Source organism: Microcystis sp. M169S2 (assembly GCF_020245865.1).
GTDB lineage: Bacteria > Cyanobacteriota > Cyanobacteriia > Cyanobacteriales > Microcystaceae > Microcystis > Microcystis ichthyoblabe_A.
On the sequence record NZ_JADBUB010000197.1, the window covers coordinates 14,452 to 27,198 of the forward strand.

Consider the following 12,747-nt stretch of genomic DNA (forward strand, 5'->3'; position numbering starts at 1 on the left):
TTACGGGATTGACGGGGCTCGAACCCGCAACTTCCGCCGTGACAGGGCGGTGCTCTAACCAATTGAACTACAATCCCATTTTTGCGACAATTCTGATTGTAGCTTCATCATTAGGGTTATGTCAAGCATCTCTGGGAAAATTTTTTTTGAGGGAGTGGGGAGAGAGGAGATGGGGAGAGGGGGGAAACAATTGATAACTGGGTTTTGAAAGTTGGATTGGGAGTTAATCGTACTATCGATCAAAAACGGATTTGCTATACTTCAAACGGTCACAATGCGAGTTTTTGCGGCTCTTCTCGACTTTGTATGATAATCAGTGCTGATCATTCCTAGTAGTCTTGCTAGGCAAGGCTTTGAAGACTATAGTTCTGGAAAATTATCCCTATTCCTCTTCCTTCCACACAGAAACGAGAAGATCCGTGGCTCTTCTCGACTTTGTGTGATAAGTTTAACTTATATAGTAGCGATCGATCTTTGTGTCCTCTGTGTCTCTGTGGTTCGTTCCACTCCCTCGCCCGCAAGACTGTATCTTAGAATACATTTTACCCACCAAACCGGGGAGAGCCGATCCGTTAGTTAAAGCCAAAAAATCCCAATCAAGTCAATCAGGAAAAATGTAAAGAATTATCAAAAAAAGTCCTTGAGCTAACACCCGCAGCAAAGACTTTGAGCTAGAATCCAGTTGTGGACAGACTAAGAAGGAGGTTTCTATGAAACTTAACTTGTTCGCTTCACTAATGGCGGCTAGTACGCTGGCTGTTGGGGCTTTGGCTATTGGTGGGCAGCCCAGTTCTGCTCAAACTCAGAAGTTTTTTTGCAGTATGAGCAGAGAAGGAGGACCTGCAACCTTTGTTGTCACTGAACTTGCGGGTAATGTTGAGCTAATTCGTTGGCAAGACGATTCTTTTCCTCCACCTCATACTCCTCAACAGCGTTGTGTAATTGTATCTCAAAGATTCCAAAGATTTTACTCCAATGGTACATTGAAGTTTATTAAAGCGGCAATACTCAGAGGGGAACCTATCTTGTGCGTTGCCACTTTTAAAGGCGGCCCTTGTCTTAAAGACGGAGTGCTAGTGACTTTCAAACGCGGGACAAATCCTGAGATTATTTTAGAACAGATCAAAGATAATGCCAGACTTGCTTCAGGTAAACCCGTCCTTCTAAGTGGGGATAGCGAAATTTCCAAAGTCAATGGCGAATTCTACCTAGATGTAAACAGTTTGTTGGGAGGGGTGGATCCTTCAAATTTTTTCTCGCCATTTGATCAAAATTCAGACATTTGGGATCAGTGAGTGAATTACAAAACAAACTAATATGCGGTGGTGGACAGTAATAGTAGTTGCTTGTATGGGGAGTTCATCGATCTTCATTCCTTTTGGGTTGCTCAATGGTGGGGTGTCTATTCCAAGTAGAGACTCAAAGATTTCTCTTTTGGGTTTATCTTGGCAAGCGGCTGGGCTATCTTTAATATCGGAGCAATTGCCAAAACAGGCTCAGTCTATCACAGTCAGAATTCTCTCAAGAGAAGTCATAGGGTCGGGATTCCTAGTAAACCGGCAGGGAACAGTTTATACAGTTCTGACTAATGCCCATGTCCTGAGATCTGGTACTCCCCCATATCATATTCAGACTTCAGATGGCCATGTTTATTTAGCTAATTTATTCCAGTCTGTATCATTTAAGGGTAATGATTTGGCTTTGTTGCAGTTTCGTAGCTTTAAGGTTGTATATAAAGTAGCGTCTTTTGGTGATCCTGCGATAGTGGGAGAAGAGGTGTTTGCTGCAGGGTTTCCCTTGTCAGTAGAATCATCTACAAGGCCAATCTCACCGTCCATTACAGACTATAATACTGGCTTTGTTTTTACCAGCGGGAAAGTCACGCAGATACTAAGTAAGCCCTTAAAAGGTGGCTATCAAATTGGCTATACTAATGTAATTGAAAAAGGAATGAGCGGGGGGCCACTATTCAATCATCGGGGTGAAGTTATTGCTATTAATGGAATGCACGCAGAACCTCTCTGGGATATTCCCTATGAATTTACAGATAATTCTGAAGCAACACCAGATCAACATAAGAAAATGAGCCAATATAGTTGGGGAATCCCCATTGAAACCTTCAAACAGTTAGGACTTCCAGCACTCAGAACCCACAAGCAGTAGTAATTCTTCAAAAGAAATATGATAATGATGAAATTTTCCTATCAAATTCCAGTCGCACTAATTGGGGCAGTGGTTTGTCTAGTGCAACCTCAGCTTGCTATAGCGTTGACACTTCAAGAGATTCAAGTTATTGCTGAAGAAATTACGGTAAAAATTGACGGTGCAGGAACTGGCTCTGGGGTGATTTTTGACCGACAAGGTAACAAATATTTTGTCTTAACTTGTCGTCATGTTTTCTATAACGACAAAAGTAATGAATTTCAAGCAGGACAATATGAAATTCAAACCTCAGATGGAAATCGTTATCCTATTTATAATAGAAAAGAAATACCAGGGCTAGACTTAGCAGTAGTGGAGTTTGAGAGTAATAAAAATTATAGAATTGCTAAGTTAGGCGATTCTGACAAAATCATAGGTTCTGCAATAGTTTACGCTTCGGGTTGGACGGCTAAACAACCAAAAACCGAAAAACGTGAATACAGTTTTAATGTTGGCTCTTTTATAGAACGACGCTCTACGCCAGAAGGTGGAGGTTATGCTTTAGTTGTTAATAATACTATCTTTGTTGGGATGTCAGGGGGTCCGTTGTTAGATGAAAAGGGTTTTCTAATTGGTATTAATGGGCTACGTGAGTCACCAGATGATAGAGCTTTGAGGTTGGCAATTCCTATCAAAACTTTTTTGGCGGCTCGGAATAATCCAGTACTATCGCCACCTGCGGTAGCTCTTCAGCCTACTGCAGAAGACTTACTAACTCTAGGAATATCTAAGGCCAATAGCGGTAACTATGAAGAAGCGATTGCAGCTTACAATCGCGTTTTGCAAATTTCACCTAACAATGTTGATGCTTATTTACAAAGAGGCATCGCATATATCGAGCAAAACAAATATCAAGCAGCCATTGCGGATATGACTGAAGTTATCAAGCTGAACCCGAACAACTCCAGAGCTTATTTTTGGCGTGGTTTAGCTCGTGATTATAGTGAAGATAACCAAGGTGCGCTCGAAGATTATAGCCATGCGATCCGTCTCGATCCAGAATACAGCGGAGCTTATAACAACCGAGGAACTGTCTATGCAGAACTCGGGGAATATCAGAAAGCAATCTTGGATTACACTGAGGCAATTCGCCTCGACCCTGATGTTTTTCTGGCTTACGAAAATCGTGGCGATGCCCGCTATTCTTTAAAAGACTACCAAGGAGCGATCTCTGATTATACTCAAGCCCTTAACTTCTTAGAATACTCTGGCTTGGGTTTTCAATATCGGAGACATGAATCTGGTCAAGGGCTAATTATTACCAAGATTTTTGAAAACTCTCCTGCTTTCAAACAAGGCTTGATTCTAGATGATTTAATTATAGCTATTAATGGTAAATCAACACTGAACAAAAGTGCGGAAGATTTAGTTGAACTAACTGTTAATCAAATGAGCAGTGAGTCGGTTACTCAAGTCACCTTGAAGCTTAGACGCAAAGATAGAGGAGATTTTGATGTTACTCTAACTAAGGAGAATATTGCTGTCCCTAGATCTGCGAGTATCTATTTCGGCAGAGGAAACGCCCGCTATTACTTAAAAGATTATAAAGGGTCAATATCCGATTACAATGAAGCAATTAAGCGCAACCCAAAATATGCAGCTGCCTACAGAGAACGGGCAGATGCTAGAGATGAATTAGGGGAACACCAAGAAGCTATTAAAGATCTGAACCAAGCTATTAGCCTCAACCCCAAAGATGCTCGTGCCTATTTTCTTCGGGGTTGGATTCATTCTAATCGGTTTAAAGCTTATCAGGAAGCACTCAAGGATTATAATCAAGCAATTCTCAACGATCCTCAATATCGCATTGCGTACTTTGAGCGAGGTTTGATTCATCGTGAGTTGGGAGATAATCGGGGAGCAATTAATGATTATACTCAGGTTATTCGTCTGGTTCCCGATTGGGCGAATGCTTACTACAACCGCGGGCTTTCATATAGAGATCTCGGAGAAAAACCAAAAGCCTTAGAAGATTTTAAAAAAGCAGCAGAACTTTATAAACAACAAAATAGAAAAGAAGATTACCAAGATGCGATTGACAGAATTAATGAGCTTCTAGGTGGAAGAGTATAAATTTCTCTCTCAATCTGTAGACCTGTTATCAAAATTGATTTTTCTCCTCATATTTTGCTAGAGATTTGGATTCAGTTCAACTTGGAATGAATTAATCATAACCTTTGTTACAAGCGGCAAAAACTCAGGAAATTCTTTATTTTCCGCCGTGTAGGTGATTCTGTAAATTTTTTCTCCTTTTATCATTAAGAACTGTAAAGATTTCAACTGAAAACCTAGATCATCTTGCCAAGTATACTCAATGAGATGAGCTTGATTATTCGCTAAGGTCGTCTGCTCAGACCTAAGAATAATGCTGGAGTTTTGTTGATTTATTATTTTAGAGATAGTGTCATTCACATAATCGTCTAACATAGGTGGACTAATCAAATATTCGTCTAGGCTAATAGTAAGGCGAGGAGGAAAAGAGGATAAATCGTTTTTATCTGGTGAAAATTTGACAAAAATTCCTGATCCTTCTAGGTCGTTTTTTCCCTCTTGTAATTGCCAGTTACGGGGATATTTTATTGAAATTCCGTACTTGTGGAATTGATAGGTTTCAATTTCTGGCGGTCGATTTGGAGGTGAATTTTCATTGTGATTTGACATTGAGATAATGCTAGGTATAATAAACACCAGTGCCATCGAAGCGGCAAAAACAAAGGGAAGTGCTATCCAAAAACGGATAGGCAGCCTCTTCTGAGTTTGCCAAATTATAGGAACGGCAGCAGGATTTTGACAAATAACGGGCAGCCCCATCACCCCCGGCAGTTCCGTATCTAATCCTTCTTCAGCTAGACGTTCTCTCGCCGTCCGCACCGACAAATACAAAGATTTACCCCTAGAAAATGCCTTGAGAAAATGCTTTAAAAACTCCTGTGCCACCTTATCGGGTACAGGTTCTCGCATGACGATCGCTTGAGGAATTTGCAAATTCTCCAATTCCTTGGCCAACCCTAACCCATCACAAGAGTTAAAAATGGCTAACTGTAACCCCCCTTCGATCGCTGTCCTCAAACCATGTTTTAGCTCACCGATAGTCAAACTTTCCCTTTGATTAATATAAATGCGCCCCACTTCCCCTTCCGTATGGCTGTGTCCGGCAAAAAAAAGGATGTCCCAGTGTTGTTCCCAAAGTTGTTCGCTAATCTTTTGTCGAGGCGGTTCTACCAAAAAAACCGTCTCAGCCCCTGGCAAATTCTCCAAGAAGCGTCTATCTGCCGTCACGTCAATGCCCTCGCTATTGCCTAAAATTGCCAAGATTCTCAGCCTTTTGGTGGGGGAAGGTGGGCTAACAATTTTTTCAAAGACAGGAGCGGCGATCGCTACCTCTAACTTGGGATAATGGTCAAAGAACTCAATCAAATTCCAAGGTAGCCGCCGCAAATAGCCATCCCCAGCTTGAATGATGAAGCGAATGGGTTCGGAACGGTTCAAATTTTCCAATAGACGCTCTCTCACTGGACGAAACGACTCGGAGTTCAGCCAGCTTTTGAGGCTATCTTGCAAAGTTTGAAGGGTCTGGCGACAGTCGGCAGTAGTGGAAACATTGGTAATTTGGGTAGCAGGTGCTGTTAGCCTGACAACAACAGGCAAATGTCTATAGCTAGACTGCCATTGGTCATAGTTTTGGGGAATTTCCGGAGCGCTTGGTAATCTACCTGTAACTTCGATCGAAGGAGGGGAGCCTTCCTCAGCAATTTGCAGGATAACGGGAAATCCCTGTTCCCAGTTGCCTTCTCCCAATTTAACAGTCACTAACTTAACCATTGCTACCACCTGTCGTTGTTAAAAAAAAATATTAATAGATCGCCTATTTAAAAGGGTAAGTATTGAATATGCTTGTATTCGGTTAGTGCGGTTTTCATGATTAAACTTTCTCCGTTTACTTGTACTTTAGTTCCTAGCAATTTCTCAGGGGGAAAGTTCTGCTAGAGGGTAAAATCTTCGGTAATATTTGCCTCTCCCAGTCCCACCCTGACACTGAACTGTTCTCCCGGTGAACCACTAAACTTGAGTTGGATATAATTGTCCAGTTCTCTTGCCTCAGTTTCCAAAAAGGTTTTCCCAGCCTCATCCAGCACCACTAATTGTAAGTGGGCAGGCAAATATTTCTGGTTTCGCATCGGATAGACCCTGAGGAGAACCGCCATCATTTGGTCAGTTTTAGGCAAGACAGCCACCATTAGAGTCACTGAGTGTTCCCCGATCAGCATTCCTAAATCTTTAACTCTCCTCAACCCACCTGCCAAGTTATGCGGAGCCAGCCGCCATAAACTCTCTGCCGCACTCCAACGGGTTTCTTCATCCTGAGTTACCTCCAGCAAGTGAGTCAGAGCCGCCAATACCTCAGAAGATGCAGTTCCCATCTCTCCCAAGCGCAGTGCTGCTTGTCTGCGGCGATGCTCCTCCTGACTGGTATAAATCGTCTCAATTAAATCGCTAACCGTCTTGGAATCCATAAAATCAGCCCCGCGCTCGCGTAAGGCATAAGCATAGGCAAAACAGGGTTCTCCAGGTGCAAAAAGCTGTTCAATCGTCTGCCAGCTTTCCTCAAAAACATTTTGCAACCATTGGCTCAAATTGACTCGGCTTTTTAAGGAAACTGAACGAGATTGTTCCTTTTCAACAGCAAAGAGCTTTTCTAAACGGTAGTCTTGACTGGATTTCTGCCGCTCTGGTAATCGATTAAGTTTTCCCAGAACTACTTTTTGGTTATTTTGGGCTGTCTCAAAGTCCGGGGAAGCGGGAGAGATATTTTCATACCCCTCACTAGCTTCTTGGTATTCCTCCCTAGCTTCCTCATATCGCTGCAAGCGAGTTAGATAATCCCCCATTAATTGGGCAATTTGGCCGTCTAGAAAGGAATTTCTTTCTTGATTTCCGCTAGTGCCTGACATAGTTCATTGTCCTCCTGTTGGTTGGCTTTTCCAAAAACTTCGATCCACTCCTCTTTCGCTCTCAGAGGTTCTTGCCAGTAAGCATGATAGAGAGCTTCAGCCAGATTGCCCCTTTCTCGATAGTACCGCTCCAAGACTTGATGGGCAGCCTGGGTTCGCTCCCGCTTCTGCTCGTGGTTTAAACGACGGATCAGGGGGTGAAGACGATACCACCCCTCACCTTGTTGTTCTGCCTGCCAGACGAAGGAAAAACTGAGGAGCGAGTCAAAGACAGCATGGGAGGGATTGCATTTCAAGGATTCGCCCAGATGAAAGTAAAGGTCTTCATTAAAGGCTCGACAGGCACTCAAGACAGAAACGGCATCTTCCAACACCCTGTCTGTGTATTTTAGGAGCCTTTCTCCCAAAATCCCTAATTTCTGATTAAATCCCTCTCCTATCTCGGCAAAGGATTGAAAGTCGGCAGCGGTAAAGGCTTCTTTTTTTTCTGGCGCCATCCTGACTAAATCTGCACATAGCCCCAGCAAGAGCGGATGAACGGAATCGCCATCAAAACTACTATAGGCAATCAAGCTCTGCTGCACTTGGGTATCCTCAATTCCGACTCTTTGTAGGTAGTCGAGGGCATCGGTTACTTTAAAGTTCAACAGTTGCTTGCACTCCAACTTGTCCGCTGTAATTGAACAATAGTTGGCTCGATGCCACTGGGGAATTTCCCGTCCTGCCATGACGATGACAATTTGGGGCAACTCCAACAACTGCGACAACAGACACCGCAGCCATTCATCCTGCTTGAAAAATCTGGCACTTCCTTGATTGCGCCCTTCTCCCCAAAAGGCTTCGTGGGTGTCGAAAAACAGCACCAGTTTTTCAGGAGCGCCTTCTCTTTGCATGGCGACCTTGAGATCTTCCGCAAAAAAGTTAGGCAAAGCAACAATCAATTCCGTATCGGGATCTAACTCGGTGATCCGTTGAAAATCTTTTTTCTGGAGTCCTCGACCTTGTAGATAAAGGGACAAATCCTTGCCTAAGTCTTGGGTGATTATATTCCAACTGCTAGATGTCAAACTCGCCAGGAAACCGGGTAAAATATGGGCGGCAAGTACATTTGGTAATTCTTTAATCAGGAAGACTGCCAATTTAGAGGCAAAAAGTTCCGGTGAAGGAAATAATCTATTCACGGATTCATTTGTCAGTTTTCCCTTCTGTTGTAAATACAAGATGCAAGCAAACTGATAGAGCGGAAAAGAGAGTTTATATCCCAAGCGAGCAGCATTGGTTATTAACTGATTATGCAAAATCAGTAGCCCGTCGAAATTTTCTTGAGGTTGTTCTGGTCGCGATGACCTGGCTGGGGATTCAAAATCCAACAGTGTGGCTGGCACAAATTGAAAGTCACTTTCCCAGTCAGTAATTGTCTTAATAAACTCAACAATTTCAGGATGGGTTTTGGTTTTAAGTTCTGTCCAAGTTTCTAAAGGAAAGCGCTTGCAACAATTTTCCAATAAGAATTTCAGCAGCAGCGACTTGCCATTGCCACCATCCCCATAGAAGAATAGGATTTTATGGGGGTCAAGCTCGTCATCGTTGAGATATTCTGCAAATCGCAAGGTTAACTCGTGTCGGTCGGTAAAGTGCCGGAGAGCGCGATTTAGCTGAGTTAACGAGGCTTTTTGGCTAGTGGGATCGCTGATGCTCATAGCCGTACTACTTAGAAAATGTAATTGCTATTAAAGTCTAAAATCTTCTCTAATTCTAGCCTTTCCTCTTGCCATGCGGACAATAAACTGCTCTTCCACTAAACCGCCAGACTTGAGGGTGCTGATTGGGTAGTATTGCTGAACTTCCCCCCCCATACATATCTACTACAATAGCCGAAAACCCTTATCCATCAATGGATAAACCCATTAACTTTTCTTTATATACCCCGTGTTTATTGTAATATTCCTTAAATAGACAAATGGGGGAAGTTTAGGCTAAAATGGCGGCCGTGTATAGTGATTCAATTAGTATTATTCGATCGAGTGAACTTAGTGGAATTTGAGAGTGAAGATTATCCATCAGAAAAGTTAATTGCTTGTCAAAATCCCTTAATCGCTGAGAAAAATCAAAAACAAACAGAAGCCTTATTCTTTACAATACAATAAAAGTGTAATTAAGCTTGTTGGGAGCCTGAGCTATGACTAACCCGAATTCGATCGAACAGCTATCGCAGGAATTACTCGATCTAGACCAAGTAGATGCCGATACCGGGGCAGATTTGCGGCAAAAAGCCCAAGAAATCCTCGCTGAAACCAGTATTGACCTGCCGATTCGAGAAGCGATCGCCGATAGTCTCAGTCAAGGCAATCAACTACTGACCCTCAAAACCGTCGGCAAGGAAGAAAGTTACTAGCACATTTGGGGTCAAAAGTCAAGATGAAAGAAAAAATTTTTTTTGTCTGGCTGGGACGATTTTTGGCCTCTTTTGGGCTGTTATCGGGGATAAGTGGCTGTAATTCCCCTCTTTTGATCACTCCTCAAGTTCCCGCTGGTGGTTTAAATAGTTTTGCCCCCGATCAATTCCCCAGTTATAGTGCTGATGGTCGCTATTTAGCCTTCGCTTCCGATCGCTCCGGTCGTCGTAGTATATATTTATTCGATCTGCAAGAAAAGCGCTTAGTTAATCTCCCTAACCTAAATCGTAGCGATTCTAGCCAAGATCAGCCATCTCTGAATGCTGACGGTCGTTTAATTGCCTATATCTCCAGCGAACGCGGTAAAAGTGATGTCATGGTTTATGATCGTTCCAGAGCCCGTGCAACCCTGTTAACCGCTAACCTGCGGGGAAGCGTCCGCAATCCCACCATTAGCGGTGATGGTCGCCAAATTGCCTTTGAAACCAACCAAGACGGTCAATGGAATATTGCGATCATTAACGGCCAATTTTAAATTTGTTCTACTCGGTCTTAATCGTTAAAACCTGCGGAGGGGTCGCATCTGGTGGATATAAAAAATTTACCTGTACTACACGCCAATCCCCCGGAGGAATAGTCAGAGTCACTAAAGATTGCCCCTCTTGTCCGCGTCTTTGGACGAGATGGAAAAATCTGCTTTGTGCCTGTCCCTGGTCATCGCTATAATTGACGGCTACCGTTCCTCGAAAAAACACTTGTGGGGCAGCCGGATCGAGAAAACGCAAACCCTGCCCAATAATATCCTCTTTAATCGGTGTTTCTAGCGCAATAGTCACTGTTTTCGCCTCATCACTTCGATTAAATAGAGGTAAACTTAACCGATATTCCACACCGTAATTACCATGAGCTTGATAGGCCGTATCGGGATAGCGAACTAACATACTAGCACTTTGATTTTGTTCCGTTCCCAGTTTGCCCCCGGGTAGAGTGCTAATCCCATAGGCTATAGATTGACCAGAATCAGGAATATTTAACCATAAAGAAGCTCGATCGACCAATCGGGCTGGCCAAGCTGAACCTTGGGACACCCCCGCTACCCGTCCATAAATTATCTGTCCTTGACTATGGGGAGGAGTGGGCGCTCGATCGCGCGGAGTCGATAAATCGCCTTTTTCTAGCAAATTTTGCCACTCTGTAAGATTTGGTGGTCTTTCCTGTCCATTTTCATCTAGGGGTGCATAAAGAGCTAAACTAGCAGCGTAGAGAAGACCGTCACTTTCCAGACGGAGATAAGTGGACCTACCGTTTAAAGGGGGAGTCAAATCGCGCACGGGAATCGCCGCATTTAAGACCATAAAACTCTCCCCCGCCGGAATAATAATCCTATCGGGAAAAATATCCTGACGCTGCCCCATTAAAATATCCCCCATTACCCGACTTCCCGGCCCGGCAAAAACTGTCCCCTGATTATTTTCCACTTGTGCGGGTAAATCGATAAAAGCTGCATCGGGTTGACTCAAATAACTAGCTCCTTGCAGAATTTTAACGGTCACGGGATTAAGACTGGGATTGTGGAGTAATATCCCCAAATAAAGGGTGCGTAAATTATCGGGAAAACTCCCCCTAGCTACATGGTGGGCAAAAATATCAAAGCGTCCCTGAAAAGCATAATTTAAATGGGCCGAGGGGAAACTTTTCTCTTGGGGGGGAAAAGTCGAAAGCAAAATCCCTTCTCCTAGCAATAATTCGGGACTATTGCTATTAAAAACGGGAACTTGATCTAGTTGATTCGGTAAAGGACGCACCTGCGCTGGTCGAATTATTTCTACACTGGGGGGAGTTTGGGCAATGGGTAGTAAAAAAGGTAACATCACACAAATTACCATCTCAAGATAATTAATTTTTGATCATAGCATTACTGGCTCGCTCAATTTAGATAGTATTCTGTTTGTCCATATCTAGAGGATTGTTTAATATTTCTTGCCGGTGTTAGCTGACCTTTTTGGTTAAGTACAATCAAGAAAAATTATCAAACTTACCAATCTTTATTTGCTCTTGCCATTGACCAAATCTATTGTCATCATAGACTAAAATCTAGATTTAACCGTGGTTTTCTGGAAACTTCGCCCGATGTCTAGATATCGATCGAGTCGGAATTGTTATGATAAATTCATGAAGTTTTATAACAGTATTTCCCCGTGAACATGAACCAAATCGACTATCTCAGGATTAGTTTAATCGATCGCTGTAACTTTCGCTGTCAGTATTGTCTGCCTGAAGATGCAGAATTGGCCTATGTTCGACCGCAAGACTTACTCACCCGGGAGGAAATTCTTACTTTAGTCAAAAATGTCTTTATTCCCCTCGGTTTCCGCAAATTTCGCCTTACTGGTGGGGAACCTCTCTTACATCCCGAAGTAGTGGAGATTGTACGCGATATCGCCTCTTTATCTGCCACTAGCGATTTAGCCTTGACCACTAATGGCTATTTACTTGACAATTTAGCCGAAATGTTGTATGAGGCCGGACTAAGACGGATTAATATCAGTTTAGACTCCCTCGACCCCGACACTTTCGATAAAATTATCGGTAATCGCGGCCGGAGTCGTTGGCAAAAAACTTGGGCAGGTATTCAAGCGGCCCAGAGGGTGGGTTTTGACCCCTTAAAATTGAATGTGGTGGTGATTCCGGGGATAAATGAGGCAGAAGTGGAGGATTTAGCGGCTTTGACCATTGAGAAGCGTTGGCACGTCCGTTTTATCGAGTTTATGCCCATCGGTAACGGTGATTTATTTCAAGAAAAAGCTTGGATTGCGAGCGAGGAATTAAGGGGGCGAATTCGGGCAAAATGGGGCTTAAATGAGGGTCAAGTGCGGGGAAATGGTCCAGCCGATGTTTTTCAAATTCCAGGGGCTAAGGGTACAATTGGCTTTATTAGTCAGATGTCGGAATGTTTTTGCGATCGCTGCAACCGCCTACGTCTCTCGGCCGATGGTTGGTTGCGTCCCTGTCTCCTCAACGAAACCGGACAAATTGACCTAAAAACTGCCCTCCGTCAGGGAATTTCGCCGGTAGAAATCAGGGAAAGAGTGCGGGAATTAATAGAACTGAAGGCAGAAATAAACTTTAAACTGCGTGATTCCGGCACATCAAGTGGCATTTATACCCGTACTATGTCCCAAATTGGCGGCTAAAAA

11 protein-coding genes and 1 tRNA gene are annotated in these 12,747 nt (G+C 43.3%); 7 read left to right on the top strand and 5 right to left on the bottom strand.

What is annotated here, in order from left to right:
- Nucleotides 1–3: 3 nt before the first annotated feature.
- Nucleotides 4–77: transfer RNA gene (locus IM485_RS18645), tRNA-Asp, on the bottom strand.
- A gap of 633 nt (nt 78–710) precedes the next feature.
- Here IM485_RS18645 and IM485_RS18650 point away from each other — a divergent pair.
- Genes IM485_RS18650 through IM485_RS18660 form a run of 3 tightly spaced genes read left to right on the top strand, consistent with a single transcriptional unit; the run spans nt 711 to nt 4,275 of the window.
- Nucleotides 711–1,295: a COP23 domain-containing protein gene (locus tag IM485_RS18650; protein ID WP_287744920.1), complete on the top strand. Its 585-nt coding sequence runs from the start codon at nt 711–713 to the stop codon at nt 1,293–1,295.
- A 22-nt stretch (nt 1,296–1,317) separates the two neighbouring features.
- On the top strand, nt 1,318–2,163 hold the full coding sequence (locus tag IM485_RS18655; RefSeq protein WP_223210784.1) for a S1 family peptidase: 846 nt from the start codon (nt 1,318–1,320) through the stop codon (nt 2,161–2,163).
- Between the two features lie 27 nt (nt 2,164–2,190).
- Nucleotides 2,191–4,275, top strand: coding sequence for a serine protease (locus IM485_RS18660; protein WP_287744924.1), 2,085 nt, complete (start codon nt 2,191–2,193; stop codon nt 4,273–4,275).
- Nucleotides 4,276–4,332: 57 nt separating this feature from the next.
- Here IM485_RS18660 and IM485_RS18665 read toward each other — a convergent pair whose 3' ends face one another.
- The 3 genes from IM485_RS18665 to IM485_RS18675 form a co-directional block, all read right to left on the bottom strand.
- Nucleotides 4,333–6,024 carry a CHAT domain-containing protein gene (locus tag IM485_RS18665; protein WP_287744927.1) on the bottom strand — a complete coding sequence of 564 codons (1,692 nt, stop codon included), beginning with the start codon at nt 6,022–6,024 and terminating at the stop codon, nt 4,333–4,335.
- A gap of 161 nt (nt 6,025–6,185) precedes the next feature.
- Nucleotides 6,186–7,154, bottom strand: a complete 969-nt coding sequence (locus IM485_RS18670) for a DUF1822 family protein (RefSeq protein WP_104397188.1) — start codon at nt 7,152–7,154, stop codon at nt 6,186–6,188.
- On the bottom strand, nt 7,112–8,854 hold the full coding sequence (locus IM485_RS18675) for a hypothetical protein (protein WP_287744930.1): 1,743 nt from the start codon (nt 8,852–8,854) through the stop codon (nt 7,112–7,114). Before IM485_RS18675 ends, IM485_RS18670 begins: the two co-directional genes overlap by 43 nt.
- A 297-nt stretch (nt 8,855–9,151) precedes the next feature.
- Here IM485_RS18675 and IM485_RS18680 point away from each other — a divergent pair, with 297 nt between their 5' ends.
- The 3 genes from IM485_RS18680 to IM485_RS18690 are packed head-to-tail and all read left to right on the top strand — an operon-like array spanning nt 9,152 to nt 10,085.
- The gene (locus IM485_RS18680; RefSeq protein WP_002748420.1) at nt 9,152–9,301 is read left to right on the top strand and encodes a hypothetical protein; all 150 of its coding nucleotides are present in this window, start codon (nt 9,152–9,154) and stop codon (nt 9,299–9,301) included.
- A 32-nt stretch (nt 9,302–9,333) separates the two neighbouring features.
- Entirely contained in the window at nt 9,334–9,549 is a 216-nt protein-coding gene (locus tag IM485_RS18685) for a hypothetical protein (protein WP_002737387.1), read from the top strand.
- Between the two features lie 23 nt (nt 9,550–9,572).
- Complete coding sequence (locus tag IM485_RS18690; RefSeq protein ID WP_104397186.1) at nt 9,573–10,085, top strand: TolB family protein; 513 nt, start codon at nt 9,573–9,575, stop codon at nt 10,083–10,085.
- 7 nt (nt 10,086–10,092) lie between these two features.
- Here IM485_RS18690 and IM485_RS18695 read toward each other — a convergent pair whose 3' ends face one another.
- Complete coding sequence (locus IM485_RS18695) at nt 10,093–11,436, bottom strand: DUF3370 domain-containing protein (protein WP_104397185.1); 1,344 nt, start codon at nt 11,434–11,436, stop codon at nt 10,093–10,095.
- 318 nt (nt 11,437–11,754) lie between these two features.
- On the opposite strand from IM485_RS18695, the gene moaA reads away from it, so the two are divergent.
- A complete protein-coding gene (gene moaA / locus IM485_RS18700) occupies nt 11,755–12,744 on the top strand; it encodes a GTP 3',8-cyclase MoaA (protein WP_104397184.1) in 990 nt (329 codons plus the stop codon).
- Nucleotides 12,745–12,747 lie beyond the last annotated feature (3 nt).

Excerpts from the sequence above, each read along its gene's own strand:
- IM485_RS18650 (WP_287744920.1), top strand. The coding sequence starts at position 711 with ATGAAACTTAACTTGTTCGCTTCACTAATGGCGGCTAGTACGCTGGCT.
- IM485_RS18685 (WP_002737387.1), top strand. The coding sequence starts at position 9,334 with ATGACTAACCCGAATTCGATCGAACAGCTATCGCAGGAATTACTCGAT.
- IM485_RS18695 (WP_104397185.1), bottom strand. The coding sequence starts at position 11,436 with ATGGTAATTTGTGTGATGTTACCTTTTTTACTACCCATTGCCCAAACT.
- IM485_RS18660 (WP_287744924.1), top strand. The coding sequence starts at position 2,191 with ATGAAATTTTCCTATCAAATTCCAGTCGCACTAATTGGGGCAGTGGTT.
- IM485_RS18655 (WP_223210784.1), top strand. The coding sequence starts at position 1,318 with ATGCGGTGGTGGACAGTAATAGTAGTTGCTTGTATGGGGAGTTCATCG.
- IM485_RS18670 (WP_104397188.1), bottom strand. The coding sequence starts at position 7,154 with ATGTCAGGCACTAGCGGAAATCAAGAAAGAAATTCCTTTCTAGACGGC.
- IM485_RS18665 (WP_287744927.1), bottom strand. The coding sequence starts at position 6,024 with ATGGTTAAGTTAGTGACTGTTAAATTGGGAGAAGGCAACTGGGAACAG.
- IM485_RS18690 (WP_104397186.1), top strand. The coding sequence starts at position 9,573 with ATGAAAGAAAAAATTTTTTTTGTCTGGCTGGGACGATTTTTGGCCTCT.
- moaA (WP_104397184.1), top strand. The coding sequence starts at position 11,755 with ATGAACCAAATCGACTATCTCAGGATTAGTTTAATCGATCGCTGTAAC.
- IM485_RS18675 (WP_287744930.1), bottom strand. The coding sequence starts at position 8,854 with ATGAGCATCAGCGATCCCACTAGCCAAAAAGCCTCGTTAACTCAGCTA.